Source organism: Nostoc sp., assembly GCF_036917655.1.
Taxonomy (GTDB): Bacteria; Cyanobacteriota; Cyanobacteriia; order Cyanobacteriales; family Nostocaceae; genus Nostoc.
Genome location: NZ_JBALCY010000005.1, coordinates 46,871 through 65,878, shown reverse-complemented (window position 1 = coordinate 65,878; position 19,008 = coordinate 46,871). Strand labels below are relative to the sequence as shown.

Below are 19,008 nucleotides of genomic sequence, written 5' to 3'. Positions count from 1 at the left end.
TAGCACAGGACAAATGACTAATGACTATTTATTTGCGAGATTGAGAGGGTGTAACTATATTCTCGTTTGGATAGTTCGCCCACATACAGCGAGTATTTTCCTGCCTTCCAGAAACCAGAAAGTTCTGGCTTACCTCCAGAGTAGCTATCTGCCATTACACAAAAGCGCCCTCCTGGCCCGTCGATCAACAGCGTTGGCTTCCCTTGGCTCTCTACTGTTAATCGCAAATAAGGTAGTGACTCTGTAACCTGGATAACTTGATTAGGTTCAGTGGTAATATTGCCACAATTACTTTTGACAGTTCCCCCAGACTTTCCGTTCAAAACCAGTGGATCTGGTTGGAAATTCCGATTAATTTGGATTGTTGGTGTCTGTGCCAAATTAGCCTCAGTAAAAACCAAACTCATCGCCAAAGCTGTGGGAACAATTGCAAGTAGCCTAAGCGTTTTCATTTTAATTAATGCTCCAGATTTTTTCTAGAGCAATATTGTTATATCGTCTGATTTCATCGACGACAGCAAACCGTCTTGGTTCCAAAAGCTGCCGTATAAACAAATACCATTCCTTTAAGGATTCTTTGTGAAGATTTGATGGGTGGAGAAACCATCAATCGTGCAAATTATCTATGTTCAGTGGCGCTTTTGCACCAAAATATTTCACCCGACATTCCGCACTTCAATTCCTAACACGCTAGTATTCTAAAAATCATCATAATAAATTTTATCTGCCCAGAAAGTTCTTGTACGCACAGACATTAGCTAAAATCACTAAGACAACCACCAAAAATAGAATTTTGTTGGTCTATTGTTGAATAAGTGTGCTAGCTGAGGTAGAAAAGATTGATGAATCCTCAAAGAGAAGAAGACTTACAGCGTCGCCTCGATAAGCTAGAGGCAGAGATTAATTCCCCACCTGGGGTGGTTTCCCAACCACACGAACAAAAACAAACGCCTCAGTCTGTTTTTGCTAACTTGAACTTGCAACTGGAGCGATTTCAGATTTGGTTCAACAGCTTATCTAGGGCGAAAAAGCTGGTAGTTTTGGGTGTGACGGTGCTATTGGGCTTGGCGATGCTGCAAGCAGTGTTTAAACTGGTTGCATCTGTAATCAGTCTGGCACTTTTGGCAGCGTTAGTGTATGTTGGATACAAATTTTTTGTGTCTAATAGCTTTCAACGTAAGCAATAAGTTGATATGCATTTACTTTGCACTCTGCCCGTAGTTATAAGAGTCAGGAGCCAGGAGCCAGAATACAAAAGGCTCCTGACTTATGACTCCTAAATTCTATTTCAACATGCTTTTCTTTTTGCCGATTAGCTTAGTCTATTTTAATTGTGCCGATCGCGGCGTAGAAATAATATCAAAGGGAATTATCCGATGACGTCACCAATTGTCAGGAGAAGTAATCAATCGGGTCAGTCAAAAGAACCGGAAAGAGCCAATTCGCTGTTGCTAGCAAGTAGGCGTTTTGCTGCGTGGGCGGCTGAAATCACACTAGTGGTTGCCAGTGGGTTGATTCCCTTCGGCATTGGTGTTTATGCCAATTCTAGAAGCGATCTGAATCGAGTGCCGCTTAACCCCGTGCTAGTAGTCACGGAAAGAGCGATCGCAAGACCCCTGGCTCTGCCTGTGAGCTATGGCATCCGTAACGTAGCATGGCCGACTAATATTTTGTGGACAATCGCCCTGTTAGCGCCTGTAACTCTCTCGTGGTGGGAATTGTATTTACTAGCTAAGACTGGTAGCACAATTCCTAAACGTTGGTTAAAAGTGCGGGTTGTCAACGAGCAAGGGACGCCGCCCGGTTTGGGGGCAGTTGTGATTAGAGAAGGAGTTGGGCGTTGGACTGTACCTATTTCCATCGCCTATCTGCTGTGGCGCTACAGCTTTGCTTTTCCTAATTTAGGATTATTTACATTTTTGTCTTTGTTAATGATTGTGGGTGAAGGGATAGGTTTACCATCGCGCCGGGGGCGTCGCGCACTACACGATCAACTTGCAGGCACTTATACAATAGATGCGACTCGCCCCTTGCAATCCTCACTCTTAGCTAGCAATAGACAAGCTCAGTCTGCTGGCGATAATAATGAAGCAGAAGAATGGCAGGAGGGAGAAGAATTAGCGGTAGCCCAAACCAACCAGTCATCTAATCTGTGGCGGCGGATACAGCAAAATCCTAATCTGACTTTGTTCGGGGTAGGGCTTGCGAGTATGACTGCTGTGTTGGCAACTTTAATAGGTACTCAAGTTTATATCCAAATTCAACAATCCCAGCGAGCAACTAAGCAAATCAACAGTCAACAGTTTCTCGAACTTGTCAAACAATTGAGTCCCAACTCTGGGGCGACTAATGAACAACGCCAAAGTGCAATTCTGGCTATGGGTGGTCTTAATGACCCACAGTCCATTAAATTTCTGGCGGATCTCTTAGTTAGCGAAACCAACCCCACTCTCCTGGATACGATTCAACAAGCTTTGACAACTGTCGGCCCCCAAGCCATCCCGGAACTAAAAAATAAGAATCAGTTTTTGGTAGGTGAACTGGAGTCTGTGGGTAGCACTGCAACCCAAGAACGGGAATTACGGCAAGGACGGCTACAAAGAAACCAGATGACGATCAACAAGATTCTCTCTGTTTACAGCGGTAAAATCGAGGGCGTTGACCTTAGTGGCACCCAATTAGGTCAAAGCGGTACTCCAGGAAATTCCTTCTTCAACTTGGTATTAGACAACGTTGATTTATCTGGAGTTAAGTTAAAATCTGCAAATCTTAACCAAGCCAGTTTGAAGGGTAGCCGTTTCCGGGGCGTGGGTGAAGATGGACGCTGGGATACCTACGACGATGCGATCGCTGATTTAAGCCAAGCTCAGTTGCAGCAAGCCGATCTTACTGATGCTAACCTCAGCCGCGTCTTGATGAACCGTACCGATTTGAGCCGTGCCACTCTCAACAGAGCCAACTTATCCAACGCGCGTCTATTTGACGCTAAACTCAACAGCACCCAACTAGTAGGAGCCGATCTGCGAAACGCAGTCTTGGAAAGAGCCAGCTTGACTGGAGCAGATTTAGGTGACGCTAAATTGAACGAAGCCAATCTCTACGCTGCGCGTTTAGGTCGCGTCAGTGCGATCGGAACGCAATTATCCTTTGCCAACTTAAGTAACACTGATTGGCAAGGGTCAGATTTATCAGGAGCCTATTTGGATCGTGCTAATCTCAGCAATGCTAATCTCGGCGCTACTCGTCTGACTGGTGCTGTTTTGCGTTCTGCCCAAATGGAAAACGTTAACTTGCAAAATGCCGACCTGAGTCTTGCAGATTTACGAGGGGCAAATGTGGCAGGAGCAGATTTTAAGGGGGCAATTCTCGCCCCTAGCAAACAAGATCCAGCAGATCAATTTGTCCAAACCCCAGATTTAGGCTCAGTATCTGCCGTAGTCCAAGGCGTTGATTTTTCTAAAGCCAAAAATTTAGATGCCAAGCAATTAGCATACATTTGTACTCAAGGAGGCATTCATCCCCGTTGCCCGTAGAATGAGATGGGGAATGGGGAATGGGGAATGGGGAATGGGGAATGGGGAATGGGGAATGGGGACTGGGGAAGAGTTTTCCTAACCCAATACCCAATGACAAAAATCAAAAATCAAAATGGTGTGAGGAGTTCGGTTATGAAGTATATTCCATATTTGGTTTCAGTTTTGGGGGCTGGCTTGGTTTTGAGTCTGGCGAGTAATCAAGCAGCGCAAGCTCAAGTAGCCTATGGCAGTTATATCGGTATAGGCCCCGCTATTGGTTTTACTGATGGTATCCAAATCGGGGGGGTGATAGCGGGCCGCTACAAGCTTTTGGAAGCACCGATTTCACTCCGCGCTCAAGTGTTAATTGGTAATAATACGGCAGTTGTGCCAACGGTTTCTTACGATTTACCCCTTAACTGGCAAGCTGATGCCTACCTGGGTGCTGGGTTAGTGTTGGCTGGTGGTGGTGGATCTTCTCCTGTGGGCGACAAAATTAGTTTTGCTTTACAACCAGGCATTGATTATATGATCCCAAATAGCAATACTGTCCTTTTTGGCAACGCCATCATCGCTTTTGATGCCTACCGAGATAGCAGTGGTACAGCTATCTCCGTACAAGGTGGTGTTGGTTTGAGATTTTAATGGGCAAATGAAAACCCGACAGCGATCGCTATCCCTAAGAAGCATTAAACTTCATTGCAAATTCAGAAGTTAGTCCAAACAACATGATAATTTTTGGTCATGAAGAGAGACAGCACAGGATTAACACAGGAGAACACGGTGGCAATGGAATCAAATTTATTAACAGATGCGGGCGCAGATGAAGTGAATCAAGATTTCAGTGAATATGTCGCCAACCTGCAACTTCACATGACTCTGCAAGCTCGCAATCTTGTTCCATCCCTGAAGCAAACACTGCTAGATAGTCGCCAGCAATTACTCCATCAAACTCAAGCCCACTTTGAAAAGCTAGTTTCTCGACAAGGGCTGTAAATATATATAAATTTTAATCAAAATTCCAATAAAATAAAGGCAGATGTTGTTGGGTTAATGCCAATGGTATGCTCACAAGGTCTGCTTTTTCTGCTTTTTTTAAGTATTGAGTGACTAAAATTACCCTTTTAGCACAATAGTAAGGGGCAGAAAGCAGTTAATATTATTGCAGCAGTTCCTTTGAAGAGCAGTTAGTTAAGGCTAAATAGCGGCTCGAATAAAAATGACTTCATTACTTCCTCGAAACCTCAGCGTTGTTATCCGACCAGTCCAATACCGGGATCTGGACGGAATTGAGCGCATAACTCAAGAGTCATTCGCAGCCCTCACTCCCAAGGGAGCAGGTTTTGCCATCAGCCAGATGCTCATGCTGCGTCGCTGGTATGGATTACTCAAATTTTTGAGTTGGTTTCCTAACCCGCTACAGTATCGCCTCTGTGCCTATGTCGCAGAGCAAGGGCGGATGCTTCTAGGAATGATTCAAGTGTCACCCTTTAACCGGACACGTAGCACTTGGCGGATTGATCAAGTGCTACTAGAGCGTGGTGTCGATAAACAAGGAATTGGCTCGCAACTTTTGCGTCATTGCTTTGAATCGATTTTGGAAGCTCGCACTTGGCTACTGGAAGTTAACATCAACGACATAGAGGCGCTGGCACTATATCGGCAAAATGGATTCCAGCGTCTGGCAGAAATGACGTACTGGGAAATTGGGCCAGAATTACTGGTTGAATTGGCACAAGCAGAGCCAGACTTGCCCAACCTCTTGCCAGTGAGCAATGCTGATGCCCAATTGCTATATCAGCTAGATACGGCATCTATGCCACCTTTGGTACGTCAGGTTTTTGACCGCAACACCCGCGATTTTAAAACCAGTTTGTTCGGCGCTTTAACTGATGCAGTGAAGCAATGGCTAACCAAAACAGAAGTAGTGAGTGGTTATGTATTTGAACCGCAACGCAAAGCTGCGATCGGCTATTTTCAGGTGCAACTTGACCGTAAGGGTGAAGTTCCCCATGCTGCAACGCTGACGGTTCATCCGGCTTACACCTGGCTGTATCCAGAATTGCTATCTCAACTGGCTCGGATTGCCCAAGATTTTCCCCAGCAAGGGTTACAACTAGCTTCCTCAGACTATCAGGCAGAGCGAGAAGAGTATTTAGAACGAATTGGAGCAAAACGCATAGAACATACATTAATCATGTCTCGCTCTGTGTGGCACAAGCTACGGGAGTCTAAATTCGTCTCCTTAGAAGGAATCCAGTGGACTGATATGCTGCAAGGTTTACAACCGGCACGTAAACCTATACCAGGTGGGATGTCATGGGTACAACCAGGAAAGTTGCCATCATCAGATAAATCACTGCCAAGCAAGTCAGAACCGATTAACTTTTCGGGAAAAAACCCTAGTATGGAAGCATCGCCGATTCCTGAATCAGCAGATGCACAGCAGGAGAATTAGTGTGATATCCCAGGAGCAACCAAAACCGTTTATTTCAGCGTTGGGACTAGATTTCGGTGGCAAGCGGATTGGAGTGGCAGGGTGCGATCGCACGGGTTTAATTGCCACGGGGATCACCACAATTGAGCGCACATCTTTTGAGCAGGATGTCGAGCAAATCCGACAAATAGTTAATGAACGTGAGGTGCAAATCCTGGTTATGGGCTTACCTTATTCAATGGATGGCTCACTAGGATTTCAGGCGCGTCAAGTTCAAAAATTTACTACAAGACTTGCTAGAGCACTGAAACTGCCTGTGGAATATATGGATGAGCGATTAACTTCATTTCAAGCAGAGCAACTGCTGATAGCTGAAAACCGCTCCCCGTCACGCCATAAAGGTTTGATTGACCGCAAAGCAGCCGCTTTGATTTTGCAACAATGGTTGGATGTTAAGCGTGCTAGCTCCCGCAGTTCAGTGGCAGCTATTGAATATTGATACCTTTTAACATGATATTCTGAAAACGATTAGCCAGCAGTTGTATCTACGTGTAAAGCTATTTGGTTGGCATAATATGTCATTAAATAGTTAAGCGATTTCCAAACTTGCTGGTATTTATTAAATTTCTACATTTCGGCTATGTTTTCCTCTCCATTTCCTGAAGAAAATGATAACGCTCATGCGGGTTCCATCACTTTAACCGATGACAAAGGGCGATCGCTCGAATGTTATGTAGAGCATTCCCTAGAGGTCGATGGGCAAGAATACGTTTTACTTCTTCCTGTAGATTCACCTGTAGAAATTTTTTCTTGGGAAGGTGACGGTGAGGAAGAAGAAGCAGTTCTGGTAGAAGACGACACCACCATTGAGCAAATTTTTGCTACTGCTCAAGCTGTACTATCTGAGCAGAACCTAATATTGAAGAACACAGCCTATGCTCTGACTGTTGCAGGTGATTTGCCGCCAGTTGAAGAATCAGAACTCTTCACCTTAGAAATCGAAGACGAAGAAGCAGATTTAGAGCCAGAGCAATTACAGCTACTCGCTAGCTTCTATGATGAAGATCAGGAGTATGCAATTTATACACCCCTCGATCCCCTGTTGTTTTTTGCACGGATAGCGAAAACAGGTCAACCTGAATTACTTTCTCCAGAGGAGTTTCGCGAAGTGCAACCTCTATTAGAGGAACATCTTTTTAATGAAGTGGAATAAGATGAAAAATTCAAAATGTAACATTTTCATTTTGAATTTTTTAATTGGGAATTTTCATTGTCAGCATAATCTACTTAAACCTTTTACCAGGTCTCATTAAATGTGGAAGCAATGAAACATTGACACCAAATTAGGATAGTTGGTATTTTGTAAGATTCTGAAAAAAGCATTTTGGCAAGGATTTTCAATCTAAAATCCAAAATCTAAAATCCAAAATCCAAAATTGGTATGAGGTGCTGAAAATGGCTTATAGCGACTTTACATTAAGTAAATTTAAAAAGTCATTCAGCATCCGCATTGATGAAGAAACTGATTTATGTGCCAACATAAAACCTTTGCAGGCAAGTGAGAAACTCAAAAGTTCTTTAGAAGAAACTACAGAACTGGCTTTAGCAATTAATACTGAAAAAGCTCGTTCAGAAATGATTATCACTCCGATATTGTTGGAGGTAAGACGCAGGGCTAATTATCCAATTAGTTTATTTTCAGGAACAGACTTTAATGTAGATGCAGAAAAAGGTCTGAATAGGTATTGTGACTTTATCATCAGTCGTTCTAAAGAGCAACTAACAATTAATGCACCCGTGGTGGTTATTATTGAAGCAAAAAATGAAAATATTAAAGGCGGATTATGCCAATGTGCGGTCGCAATGTTGGCAGCACAATTGTTTAATCAACAAGAAGGAAATGAAATTAGGATAATTTCCGGTGCTGTAACAACGGGGGATATTTGGAAGTTTTTGAAGTTAGAACAAAACGATATATTTATTGATTTGAATAATTATTATATCAAAGAGATAGATAAAATTTTAGGGATTTTATCTCAAAATGTTCAAGGAGATATTCCAGGATGGAGTTAGACTAACTAAACTATATTGGGTTATGCTCATTTGTCTGAGCTACTTAAATTTGACTGTTGACTATGATCTGGAACAATCTTTTACAGCCTGACTTGATTTTAGAAGGTTCAGTATTAAATCTAACACTGGATATGATCCAACAATACGGGCTGAAGGGGCTGGTATTGGATGTGGATGAAACTTTGGTACCCTTTACAGTAGGGATAGCTTCCCCAGAATTACAACATTGGGTGGAGCAAATTCGCACCTGTACTGCATTGTGTTTGGTCAGTAACAACCTTAGTGAAGCGCGAATTGGTGGAATTGCCCGATCGCTCAATCTACCTTACTATTTGGGTGCAGCCAAACCCTCTCGACGCAAAATTAGGGCAGCACTTAGGGCAATGGATCTACCAGTACATCAAGTGGGGATGGTAGGCGATCGCTTATTTACCGATGTTTTAGCAGGTAATCGCCTGGGAATGTTTACCATTTTAGTCGAACCGATTGTTCATGCAGATGCGGCTCTGCGATCGCATCCCGTCCGCAACTTTGAAGTTTGGATATCAGAAATCTTAGGAGCCTCTATTACTCCCAAGAAAACTAAGATTCACAAAAGTTGAGAAGTAGTCAGGAAAGTAAATCTAAAGAAATAATTAAGGAATCTTCATGGAATCTAAAAATCGGGGATCATAAGTATTAATAACATGGGGTCAGCCAAAAAAGACCTTAACTCATACTAAGTAAATATAAATCCGTAAAGCGTCAGCCTTCACTATAGAGGGATTGGCGCTTTACAATTTTGGATTTTGGATTGAATCTAAAATAACGTGAGTTTGACGGATAGGAAAGCCCAAAAAGGTTGCTAGATATGAATTTGCTCAACTGGGCAGACAAGACAAAGCGATGCCTGCGGCGGGCTACGCCTACGGCGGGCTAAGCCTACGCTAAGATGGATGCTATTTTAACCTCTGCTTTCATTTTTACAAATGTGGCTTCACAAAATCTAGGATAGAGATTCTGTTTTTGATAAAGATTAAAGAGTAGCCCTTTCAAGGTGACAAACGAAGATACGTTGTTCCAGTGCTACCACCTTGAATCCTCCACTCAGATTTGGGGATTTTTAAAGGTCGAAATAACCAATCTTAGTTCTAAATTTCACCACCTTGAAAGGGCTAGATTAAAGAGAAACTAATTGACAAACATGACCCGCTACTATTTGCCATCGTTCTTGACGCTTTGCCCAGACGCGAGTAAAGCGATAAGTACCTGAAAAAGCTTGCCGATCGTGAATTCCCGCCAGATATGTTTTAACTGCGACCACAGCAAAATTACCATAATTAAGAATTTGTCGATCGTCAATTTCGACCTTAGTAAACTTATGCATTCCACTACGATGTGCATCCAAATCGTATTGCTTATCGACTACTAGACCTGTATGCATGGTGAAAATCAGATCGTCAGCAATTAATTCATCTAAGATCGGCACATCACTATCGAGCATTGCTTGTCGCAATTTTTCTTCTAATCTCTCGATTGTAATCATCTTGATTGACTCTCCTGATGTCATTACGATTGATTTTAGAAAGGGCAATAGCTGGTAAATTACAGAAAATTTTAACTCGACTGCCCTGTAACTCACAAGTTATTTTTTCTTAAACAAACCGTATTGCAAGATGTCTAATCTGAATCTAAAATCTAAAATCTAAAATTCAAAGATGCCACTAACAATTGTTGTCAAAATTGGTACTTCTAGCCTAACTCAACCAGAAACGGGACAATTAGCACTTTCTACGATCGCTACCTTGGCGGAAACACTCTGCCATTTAAGACACCAAGGACATCGGGTGATTTTGGTTTCCTCTGGCGCTGTGGGGGTGGGTTGTGCGCGGTTGGGCTTAACTGAACGTCCCAAGGCGATCGCACTCAAACAGGCTGTAGCAGCAGTTGGACAAGGTAGGTTAATTCGGATATATGATGATTTATTTACTACCTTACAACAAGCGATCGCTCAAGTATTACTGACTCGCAGTGATTTAGTACAGCGAAGCCGCTATTTGAACGTCTATAACACTTTTCAGGAACTACTGAGACTGGGAGTGATTCCTATAGTCAATGAAAATGATACCGTAGCAGTAGACGAACTAAAATTTGGTGATAATGACACCCTTTCGGCATTGGTTGCCAGCTTAGTAGAAGCAGATTGGCTATTTTTGCTCACCGATGTCGATAGGCTTTACTCAGCCGATCCGCGTTCCGTACCAGATGCCCGGCCGATCGCTTTAGTTAGTAGCATTAAGGAATTAGCAGAATTACAGATCCAAACAGGTTCCCAAGGTTCTCGGTGGGGTACTGGCGGTATGGTGACAAAAATTTCGGCTGCGAGGATTGCGATCGCGGCTGGAGTGCGGACTGTAATTACTCAAGGGCGATTTCCCCGGAATATCGAAAAAATTATCCAAGGTGAACTTATTGGGACGCATTTTGAACCGCAACCTGAACCAACTTCTGCGCGTAAACGTTGGATAGCTTACGGACTTGTACCTGCGGGTAAATTGTATTTAGATGAAGGTGCGATCGCGGCAATTTCTCTAGCGGGAAAATCGTTATTAGCAGCTGGAATTAAGCTAGTAGAAGGAGAGTTTGATACACAGGATGCTGTGCAATTGTGTGACAGCAACGGTAACGAAATTGCTAGAGGACTTGTGAATTACAACAGCAATGATCTGCAAAAGATTCGCGGCTGTCATTCACGAGAAATTCCGACAATTTTAGGCTATGCGGGTGTGGAAACAGTTATTCACCGAGATAACTTGGTTTTGACTTAGGATGGAAATAAGATAAATTTCGTGACGACTAACCGGGAGAGTAAGAAATATTATGACTCAAACGTTAGAAAATGCTGTTAACTTACCAGAAGAACAACGCTTCTTTCGACATGGATTAACTTGGGAAAAGTTTAAAGCGATTCAAGCCAGCTTTGAAAATGTGCCAGGGGTGCGGCTGTTTTATTGTGATGAAGTCTTAGAAATAGTGACTATTGGTAAATCTCATGAGGCTATTAGGTGTTTAATGGGTCTGCTTCTGGGGCAGTATTTCGTGGAACAGGGTATTGAATTTTTCCCTAGTGGGAGTTTTAGCCAGATTATTCCTGAGATAGTAGAATATCAAGCAGATTTATCTTATTGCTTTGGAACAGACAAACCTGTACCAGACTTGTGCATTGAAGTTGTGATTACTAGCGGTAGTCCCATAAAGTTACAGAAGTACAAATTAATGGGAGTCCCTGAAGTTTGGTTTTGGGAAGATGGCACAATTGAAGTTTACTGCTTACGAGAACAACAATATGAGAAAGTTGTTAAAAGTGAGTTGCTAGCAGAATTAGATTTATCCCTGCTGAATCGTTGTCTTTTGTTATCGTCTCCCTTGGAAGCGATTAGAGAATTTCGCCAGGGAATTCAGCAACAATAGTAGGTTGAAACCTAATATTATTGGATATTAGTGCTGTAATTTGTAGAGCAAAAATGGGAGAAAAATTTGTTAACTATCAAGTTAGATGGGTTTCACAATATGATGTGGCTAAGATAGTTGAAAGAATAACTAGGAACGAAGCTTATGTTTCACCTAGCAAGAATGGATGGATTACAGTTTACGATCAAACATCTGAAGAATTTAACCATGATTACATTCGGTATTTTGTCCAACAATTATCAATAAAGCTGTCAACTGCCGTATTTACATTGATGGTGTATAGAGGATTAAACTTTGTATATTTATTATATGAAGGTGGAGAAATAATTGACGAATTTGATAATGATACAGATGGAGAAACATTTGGTGATGAGTATACAAGAGATGTTTACATAAATCGGTTTCATGGAGACTCAAATAAGTTATTTAAGTACTGTAAACCCAGTGCAACATTGCAAAATATTTCTGATTTCATGGGATATTGTAGACAAAAAGATATAGAATATTTAGGACAAAATGCTGCCGATGAACTTGCTTGTTTGTTAGGGATAGATACAAATAGAGCAACAATTGGATATAGTTATTTTGAGGATAATAGCCTTTACGTCGGTACAGAATTTTATATAGAAGAAGCTGAACAATTTTTATTAGTCCGATCGCCGCTTACCCATAGATAATTAGTTCAATTAGTTCTGTTTGCACTTATACACATTACTCATTTACAAATTCTGGATTTGTGATCAAAGCGATCGCCACACCCCCCCACAACGGCGCATCATCCCCCAGCACCGCCGGCACAATTTCAAAATCAACTTCCGGCAAAGCCGTCTCCCGTGCCACCTGACGCATCACCTGCCAAAAATCCTCCCCTGCCTTCGTCACACCACCTCCCAATACAAAGCGCTGCGGATTCATCAAATTCGCCACATTACCAATACCCACACCCAGCGCCCAAGCAGCTTTGTGCAATACTTCCTTAGCCAAATCATCCCCAGCAGCCGCAGCTTCACTCACCAACTGTCCCGTCAGCAACGTTAAATCATCCCCCACCAAACCCCTCAAAACTTCTCCTCTTTGGCGACTTGGGGATTCGTTCTGGAAAATTTCCCTAACATTTTGCGCCATATAAGGCCCCGATGCCAAACGTTCCACACATCCCCGCTTACCACACAAACATACTGGCCCAGCCGGATCTACAACTATATGTCCAATTTCGCCAGCCATCCCACCAGCACCCCGCCAAGGCTTACCGTTGAGTATCCAACCACCACCCACGCCAGTACTGACAGTGATATAAAACAGGCTATCGTATCCCTGTCCCGCACCAAAACGATGTTCTCCCAAAGCAGCGATATTGGCATCATTGTCTACACCAACAGGAACACCAAACTCATCCTCCAACAACCCTTTGAGAGGAATGTTTTCCCATCCAGCGACATGATGAGATAGTCGCACCGTCCCTGTGGAAGCGTCAACTGGGCCGCCAAAGCTGACACCGATCGCAGCAGGTTTTGTGTCTTGCAGCAGCGAGTAAATGAGCGATCGCATAATTTCCAAGTCACTACTAGCATTTGCACCTACTGGCGAGAGACGACGTTCATAACGCAACCACTTTCTCGAACCAATATTTACCAATGCTGCTGCTAGCTTAGTTCCGCCAAAATCGAGAGCTAAAATTAATGTCATTTACTCACCTTTTTGTGAGTTGAGTACTCCATCAATAACCTGTTGTAATCGTTCATAATGTGAACCTTTCCAATAAATGCGATTGCAGTCTTGGCAATGCTGGAATTGATCAATCTGCGCTCGCACATTTTCTGGTACTTGCTCAATAATCGATTGCTTATCTACAGGTTCTAATAATCCATTACAGCGCAAACACCGTTTAAATGGTGCAATTAATTCAAATAAGTCGAAGCGTTGCAGTACTTCTATGATTTGTTGTTGAGGGTTAGTGTTTCTAACATAATACCCGTGCTTTACCAAACTACGCATCAATAGACCTTTATCACGAGTCAAGAGAATCCGCGCTTGGCTGTAGGATATTTGGGCTAATTTCTCATCCTCGTAGTCATTGCGGTATAAAGTATCAAAACCTAAAAGTCGTAGAGATGTCGCAAGCTTCCCTAAATGAATATCTAAAACAAAGCGGATGATACTGAGCGGTTTTGGCAGAACAGAAAGGCTCGGTATTATAACACTCCTAGCTGAAATTGGATAAACATTGATAATATCTCCATCCGAAACAATGTAAGAAAAATTTACATATTCATCATTAACATTAATAAAATTAACTTCTGGATGAGGGACGCCCAACGACTCAATCATGTCCTTAACTGAGGCTTTCTCTTCAAAAAAATGGGAGATTCTCACCTGCTTATGATGCCGTGGTAAAAAATAATTCAATTCTGCATGAAAATAGAAATATGCGATCGCCATAGCCACAGATATTTGGATTAGTAGGGTAACACATCTGTGCTACCCTAATGGCAACAATTTGTCACAATTGCAAAACTTTATCTATTGTATTGAAAGAATCAATGCTTGTTCAGGTGAGCTATCTCCACTATAAAATGCCCGTTAACCTTGATTTTAGCAACCTTCTAGAGACGACAAACGGTAAAGAAATTATAAAGATTCTCAAATACTTGCATTTATTATTGAGTTCAGTTACAGTCAAAGCAGATACATATAATCAAACCCTGACATAAGCTTCAGGAAGTTAGATTAGGTAAAAGGGTAAATAACAGGTTTGTTAATGTTGATGTCAGTGAAGCGGCTAATAATTAATCACTAGTTTTGAACATTAACTTATCGCGCATAAAGTACGGGGTACTAAAGCATTTACCCCTAATTTAATTGTTTTTATTTTTCAACTAATTGAGAATTATTTGCAATATGTATACATGGATAAATACATTAAAAGCAGATAGTTGGGAAAAATTTTTAAACCGATATTGGTTTACCAAGGCGTTATCTGTTTATCAAGTGTTTCCGCATCTATCTTTAGGAATATATTACTCACAAAAACAGCACAAAATTATATCTTTATGTGTAAAAACAGGGTATGTAACTAGCTATGTAAATAATTTCAACAAAACTTTAAATAAGTATGTTGCTGCAAGCAATATTTTTGATTGTAGTATCAGCTAGATCTACATTGCAAGCAAGTTGATTGCTAGTTACTCACCAAACGATGTCTGACGACAAGCTGCAACTCTTGGAGACGCTTTGCGAATGCATCTACGCACAATATTGAGCATATTTGATTTTGGGAAAGAAACCAAGTTCATAAAAGCTGAGTTTCCGCAAGTGAAAATTTATAAAATACCAAATAACAATAAAACTAGATACAAAATTAACGCCGCTCATACGGAAAAATCTATCTTGACACTGTTTATCTTTATTGTGGAGAATTTATTAACCGGAAAGACCTCGATCAATAATGATGTTATAAAGTGGCTACCTAGTTTTAACTGGGAAATGAATATTGTTCTTTTTTATCTCCTTTAACCAAGGATATTGTAACTAAGAACACAATTGTCTTTTGTAATACCTTTTGTCCATAAAATACGCTAATGAGTACAGTGAGATGAATACTTTTTTTTGTTCTGACGATTCACAGCAAGCGGGAGAAGATATTATTGGTAGCGCCACTAATTATCAAACTTATATTTTAGTTGAGTGTCCTTTACCTTGGACATCAGAAGCCTTTAATTCCAAATGGGTGCCTCAGAACTTGAGGATTTTAGTAGAGGAAGTGAAGCGTGCTAAACTACCGATTAGATTCCTCTTAATTGCTAATGATGGATCACACAAAGTCAACCACACTACGCTTTTGATTTATCAAAAACAAGATGGGCTAAGTAATGGATACCATAAGCAAGAGTTTAAGCTAGGAAATATTGAGCAAGTAGCAGCAGTTGTCCAAAAATGGTTATGGGGTATCAGTTCTAATTCTGAGCTAGAAACCAGTGCAACTAGAGATATTTTAGTTTGTACCCACGGTAGCCATGATAAGTGCTGTGCTAGATATGGCGCTCCTTTTTACTTCAATGTTACAGCGAGTAATGCTGATTTGTGCTTAAATAATGTGCGAATTTGGAAATCATCGCACTTTGGTGGACATCGGTTTGCACCAACAGTCATAGACTTGCCAGAAGGAAGATACTACGGTCGTCTCGATCAAGATTTATTTAGATCGATTTTGACGCGGACTGGCGATATTCAATGCTTACATAAAGTCTATCGAGGCTGGGGAATTCTGCCTGCTGCACTTCAGATTTTGGAAAGAGAACTAATCCTCTGCAATGGATGGGATTGGTTTAATTACAAAGTTGCAGGCAAAATTTTAGAGCAAAGTTTAGACAATAATACTATGGTAGTTGAACTAAGTTTTGAACAACCTTCTGGTTCTCTCTATACTTACCAGGCTAATCTTGTGAAAGATGAAACTAAGACACAACAACTGAAGAGTTCATGCAATGCTAAACAAGAGTTGGTAGTTACTAAATATGCTGTAGGTAGTCTCTGGCTTAACTCTAGTAAGGTCATGAGTTATAGTACATAAAAGGCTGGGGTATACATCTACCTAATTGGTCAGGACTTACGCAACTGGCACAAGCGTTCGCCTATGGAACTCTTGCCGAGTAGCCAAAAACTAAACGATCACTGCCTTGAAATCGATATTTCTAATTTGCCTATTGAAAATCCGCATCCAAATATTTATCGAAATCCAACTAGGGATAATTTAGATATTAGCAATAGAGTTATTAGACATGGGAAAACAATGCCATGAAACGATATTTTAAACATGAAGGCGAATCAAATCTTGGATTAGGAATGGTTTACTTAGAATTTGATGATAATCGAGCATCTAGGCAAGTTGAAAATTATAGTTAAAAATGGTTTATATCTAACGAAATTTACCATCCAGAAACTGGGGGATTAGCTTTGTGCGATCAACCTTTGTCATATCTCGATTTGGGAAAAGAACATGAGATTTCAAAAAATGAGTTTGAGAATATTTGGAATCAAGCTCTTAAAAATGTACGTTAAGTTTTTCTAATTTTTTGAATTACTCAATCCCTGCATCCACGAAAACTATCAACTTTCTTTTTTCTTCCCCTACTTCCCCAGGCTTCTTTTTCGCTCAGTGTCGAATTAATAAGTCCAGTTTTGCTTAGTCTGCAAGCTATAGGTTCCATCTTGCACATTCACTCGCTCAGGAATCAGATTTAGATCCCTAAACACATTTGCTTGATGCTGTAGAGCAGTGAGTGATTGATCGTCAATGGGGATGATGGCACGTTCGGCACTACGTTGCTGTAAAGTTTCTAGAATCGATGGATCGATTTCATGGTTTTGTGCCATTCGTTGAACCGCTTCCAATTCCTGTTTCTTAGCCCAAGCTCCAGCTTCGTTTACCTCTTCTAAAATCACCTTTAGCAGGTCGGGATAGTCGCGTACTATCTCTGGAATCGCGTAGTAATAAGTCGGAACTTCTATGGACGCTTTGTCACCAAATATGCTCTCTAGATCGGCAATCGATCGCCCTGGGTAAGAGCTTCGGGACTGAGTTGCTGTGTAAGGAACCCAAATCACCCAAGCATCGACCTCACCACGGCGGAATAGAGGTAGCGCCTCCGGCTGTGTCAGATAAACTGGCTCAATGTCGCTAAAATCGAGACCTACTTTCGCCAGCGATCGCACAAGCACATAATGTGCGCTTGAGCCTTTGTCAAAAGCTATCTTTTTCCCCTTCAAGTCTGCTAGTGTCTGAATCGGCGAATCTTCCGGTACCAAAATCGCTTGACCTTTGGGAGCAGTATATTTTTCTTTTGCTACCCGCACAAATATATGATCTGCTGCTTGAGAGAAGATGCTGGCCGTGCCACCACCACCGCAGAAGTCAATTGTCCCATTGCTTAGTGCTTCTATCAGAGAAGAAGCTGATAAAAAGCTTGTCCAGGTAACACTCAGCCCAAATGGTCGCAAACGGGTTTCGAGCAAGCCTTGAGTTCGGAGAACTTCCAGATTTGTCATCCCCTCTGGATACCCCATTTTAAGCTGCTTGAGCCGCCGCGCTTGTTCAGCTAAGGGCGTGTTGCTAGATCCAGCAGAACGGTTAGAAAACCAGCGATCCAAAGCTATACAAAAAATTATGCCCCCCACAAATAGTCCCACGGTTTCTAGTAACCGAGTTGTCGAATTTTTGGGTATTTTGAACTGATTTAGTAGATAGGAAAGTGTATTGGCAGATTCAGAAGCGGCAACAGCATGACCGTCAAAAGCCAGAGGCAAGACGAAACTCGCAGCAAGACCGATGCAAAATAAGGCTGCAAACCTGTAGGCAGCCGATCTACGAATGGTTGCTCTGAGCAACTGTAAGATTTTTTGACCTGTGCCTCTAGGCAGAAGGTTAATGAAACGGCTAATCATTATGAGTCCTTGGCTGAAATAACCATCTATATTGCTTAGGCGGCTGATTGTGAAGGATTTGGGCTGAAACCCCACTACTAATTGATGCTGGGAATGAATGGCGCATTACATACGAGAATGCAGTCAGAGTGTTATACTTCTTTGGGCTGTTTATATATTATTACTGAGGCTTACCCCATTTTTTTGAAGTTAAAGAAATTGGTAAATAACTTAGGTTTTTGGATGATGGCGAGTGGAACCAACAGCCAAGATTAATTCCCTCTGTTGGCGATCGCCTGCGGCGGAGTGTGACTTATGGAAATCTGGGACAAACCCTATTTCTCAATATTGCGGGGCTGATTGCTCAGGTTGAGCGAGTGGTAATTTCGGTCATCAAACAGGTGTTGAGCGAGTGATGGTGATGGATTGGTTAATTGCAACAATTAAGATCGGGCTAGCTGCTGCTGTAGCAACAACCTTTGACGACAATATTTATCTGACTGCTTTTTTTAGCTCAGTTAATCGGACTTTTCGGCCTCAGCACGTTGTAGTTGGTGAGCTTCTAGGGTTCACAGCATTAGTGATAGTAAGTTTGGTTGGTTTCTTAGTGGGTCTAGTAATTCCGTCAACTTGGATTGGTCTACTGGGGGTTCTGCCGATACTCATTGGTTTGAACAATTTACGCAACCTTAATCAGCATGACTCAAATGAAGATAAGTCAGCCAATCTGAAAATAAACTCTAAATTTCGAGGATTTGATTCCAGAAAGCGATCGCTCTGGGACGTAATCCGCGATCCCCAAACCTATCGCGTCTCTGCGGTCACGATTGCCAACGGTGGTAACAATCTGGGGATCTATATTCCCCTATTTGCCACTAGCTCAATCCAAAATCTGTCCGTAATCATACCAGTTTGCTATTTCATTGTTTTATGCTGGCTATTGATGTCCTATAACCTGACTCGCCTACCTGGTATTGCTTTAGTCCTCAGCCGCTATGCTAGTAAGATATTTCCCTTTGTACTAATGTGGCTGGGCTATAGAATTTTGATGGACAGCGAATCCTATCGTCTTTTTTTACCGAAGAGTTGACATTAACAATTCGTAATTGGTAA

General features: G+C 41.8%; 20 protein-coding genes. 15 read left to right on the top strand and 5 right to left on the bottom strand.

The window, feature by feature from the left end; all coding sequences use genetic code 11:
* Positions 1-17 precede the first annotated feature (17 nt).
* On the bottom strand, positions 18-452 hold the full coding sequence (locus tag V7K30_RS03745) for a hypothetical protein (protein WP_334997242.1): 435 nt from the start codon (positions 450-452) through the stop codon (positions 18-20).
* 390 nt (positions 453-842) lie between these two features.
* Between V7K30_RS03745 and V7K30_RS03740 the strand changes: the two genes are divergently transcribed.
* From V7K30_RS03740 to V7K30_RS03700, 9 genes are all read left to right on the top strand, one after another.
* Positions 843-1,187, top strand: coding sequence for a hypothetical protein (locus tag V7K30_RS03740; RefSeq protein WP_334997240.1), 345 nt, complete (start codon positions 843-845; stop codon positions 1,185-1,187).
* Between the two features lie 189 nt (positions 1,188-1,376).
* Positions 1,377-3,533 (top strand): pentapeptide repeat-containing protein, encoded by a 2,157-nt coding sequence (locus V7K30_RS03735; RefSeq protein WP_334997238.1) that lies wholly within the window; start codon positions 1,377-1,379, stop codon positions 3,531-3,533.
* Positions 3,534-3,668: 135 nt separating this feature from the next.
* On the top strand, positions 3,669-4,160 hold the full coding sequence (locus V7K30_RS03730; RefSeq protein ID WP_334997236.1) for a hypothetical protein: 492 nt from the start codon (positions 3,669-3,671) through the stop codon (positions 4,158-4,160).
* 144 nt (positions 4,161-4,304) lie between these two features.
* Entirely contained in the window at positions 4,305-4,511 is a 207-nt protein-coding gene (locus V7K30_RS03725; protein WP_334997388.1) for a hypothetical protein, read from the top strand.
* A 223-nt stretch (positions 4,512-4,734) separates the two neighbouring features.
* Positions 4,735-5,973 carry a GNAT family N-acetyltransferase gene (locus tag V7K30_RS03720; protein WP_334997234.1) on the top strand — a complete coding sequence of 413 codons (1,239 nt, stop codon included), beginning with the start codon at positions 4,735-4,737 and terminating at the stop codon, positions 5,971-5,973.
* Between the two features lies 1 nt (position 5,974).
* On the top strand, positions 5,975-6,451 hold the full coding sequence (ruvX, locus tag V7K30_RS03715; RefSeq protein WP_334997232.1) for a Holliday junction resolvase RuvX: 477 nt from the start codon (positions 5,975-5,977) through the stop codon (positions 6,449-6,451).
* A gap of 141 nt (positions 6,452-6,592) precedes the next feature.
* Positions 6,593-7,165 carry a DUF3727 domain-containing protein gene (locus V7K30_RS03710; RefSeq protein ID WP_334997230.1) on the top strand — a complete coding sequence of 191 codons (573 nt, stop codon included), beginning with the start codon at positions 6,593-6,595 and terminating at the stop codon, positions 7,163-7,165.
* A gap of 242 nt (positions 7,166-7,407) precedes the next feature.
* Entirely contained in the window at positions 7,408-8,025 is a 618-nt protein-coding gene (locus tag V7K30_RS03705) for a hypothetical protein (protein WP_334997228.1), read from the top strand.
* Between the two features lie 62 nt (positions 8,026-8,087).
* Complete coding sequence (locus V7K30_RS03700; RefSeq protein WP_334997226.1) at positions 8,088-8,627, top strand: YqeG family HAD IIIA-type phosphatase; 540 nt, start codon at positions 8,088-8,090, stop codon at positions 8,625-8,627.
* Positions 8,628-9,184: 557 nt separating this feature from the next.
* Here the strand turns inward: V7K30_RS03700 and V7K30_RS03695 are convergent.
* On the bottom strand, positions 9,185-9,550 hold the full coding sequence (locus V7K30_RS03695; RefSeq protein WP_334997224.1) for a nuclear transport factor 2 family protein: 366 nt from the start codon (positions 9,548-9,550) through the stop codon (positions 9,185-9,187).
* 172 nt (positions 9,551-9,722) lie between these two features.
* Here V7K30_RS03695 and proB point away from each other — a divergent pair, with 172 nt between their 5' ends.
* The 3 genes from proB to V7K30_RS03680 are packed head-to-tail and all read left to right on the top strand — an operon-like array spanning position 9,723 to position 12,152.
* Positions 9,723-10,832 (top strand): glutamate 5-kinase, encoded by a 1,110-nt coding sequence (proB, locus tag V7K30_RS03690; protein ID WP_334997222.1) that lies wholly within the window; start codon positions 9,723-9,725, stop codon positions 10,830-10,832.
* A gap of 52 nt (positions 10,833-10,884) precedes the next feature.
* Positions 10,885-11,475, top strand: coding sequence for a Uma2 family endonuclease (locus tag V7K30_RS03685; RefSeq protein ID WP_334997220.1), 591 nt, complete (start codon positions 10,885-10,887; stop codon positions 11,473-11,475).
* 53 nt (positions 11,476-11,528) lie between these two features.
* On the top strand, positions 11,529-12,152 hold the full coding sequence (locus V7K30_RS03680; RefSeq protein WP_334997218.1) for a hypothetical protein: 624 nt from the start codon (positions 11,529-11,531) through the stop codon (positions 12,150-12,152).
* A gap of 34 nt (positions 12,153-12,186) precedes the next feature.
* Here V7K30_RS03680 and V7K30_RS03675 read toward each other — a convergent pair whose 3' ends face one another.
* On the bottom strand, positions 12,187-13,161 hold the full coding sequence (locus tag V7K30_RS03675) for an ROK family protein (RefSeq protein WP_334997216.1): 975 nt from the start codon (positions 13,159-13,161) through the stop codon (positions 12,187-12,189).
* Complete coding sequence (locus V7K30_RS03670) at positions 13,162-13,914, bottom strand: Mut7-C RNAse domain-containing protein (RefSeq protein WP_334997387.1); 753 nt, start codon at positions 13,912-13,914, stop codon at positions 13,162-13,164.
* Between the two features lie 1,153 nt (positions 13,915-15,067).
* Here V7K30_RS03670 and V7K30_RS03665 point away from each other — a divergent pair.
* A complete protein-coding gene (locus V7K30_RS03665; protein ID WP_334997214.1) occupies positions 15,068-16,045 on the top strand; it encodes a sucrase ferredoxin in 978 nt (325 codons plus the stop codon).
* Between the two features lie 593 nt (positions 16,046-16,638).
* Here V7K30_RS03665 and V7K30_RS03660 read toward each other — a convergent pair.
* Entirely contained in the window at positions 16,639-17,916 is a 1,278-nt protein-coding gene (locus V7K30_RS03660) for an aliphatic sulfonate ABC transporter substrate-binding protein (protein ID WP_334997212.1), read from the bottom strand.
* Between the two features lie 218 nt (positions 17,917-18,134).
* Here V7K30_RS03660 and V7K30_RS03655 point away from each other — a divergent pair, with 218 nt between their 5' ends.
* Positions 18,135-18,311, top strand: a complete 177-nt coding sequence (locus tag V7K30_RS03655; protein ID WP_334997210.1) for a hypothetical protein — start codon at positions 18,135-18,137, stop codon at positions 18,309-18,311.
* Positions 18,312-18,316: 5 nt separating this feature from the next.
* Positions 18,317-18,985: a cadmium resistance transporter gene (locus tag V7K30_RS03650; RefSeq protein WP_334997208.1), complete on the top strand. Its 669-nt coding sequence runs from the start codon at positions 18,317-18,319 to the stop codon at positions 18,983-18,985.
* Positions 18,986-19,008 lie beyond the last annotated feature (23 nt).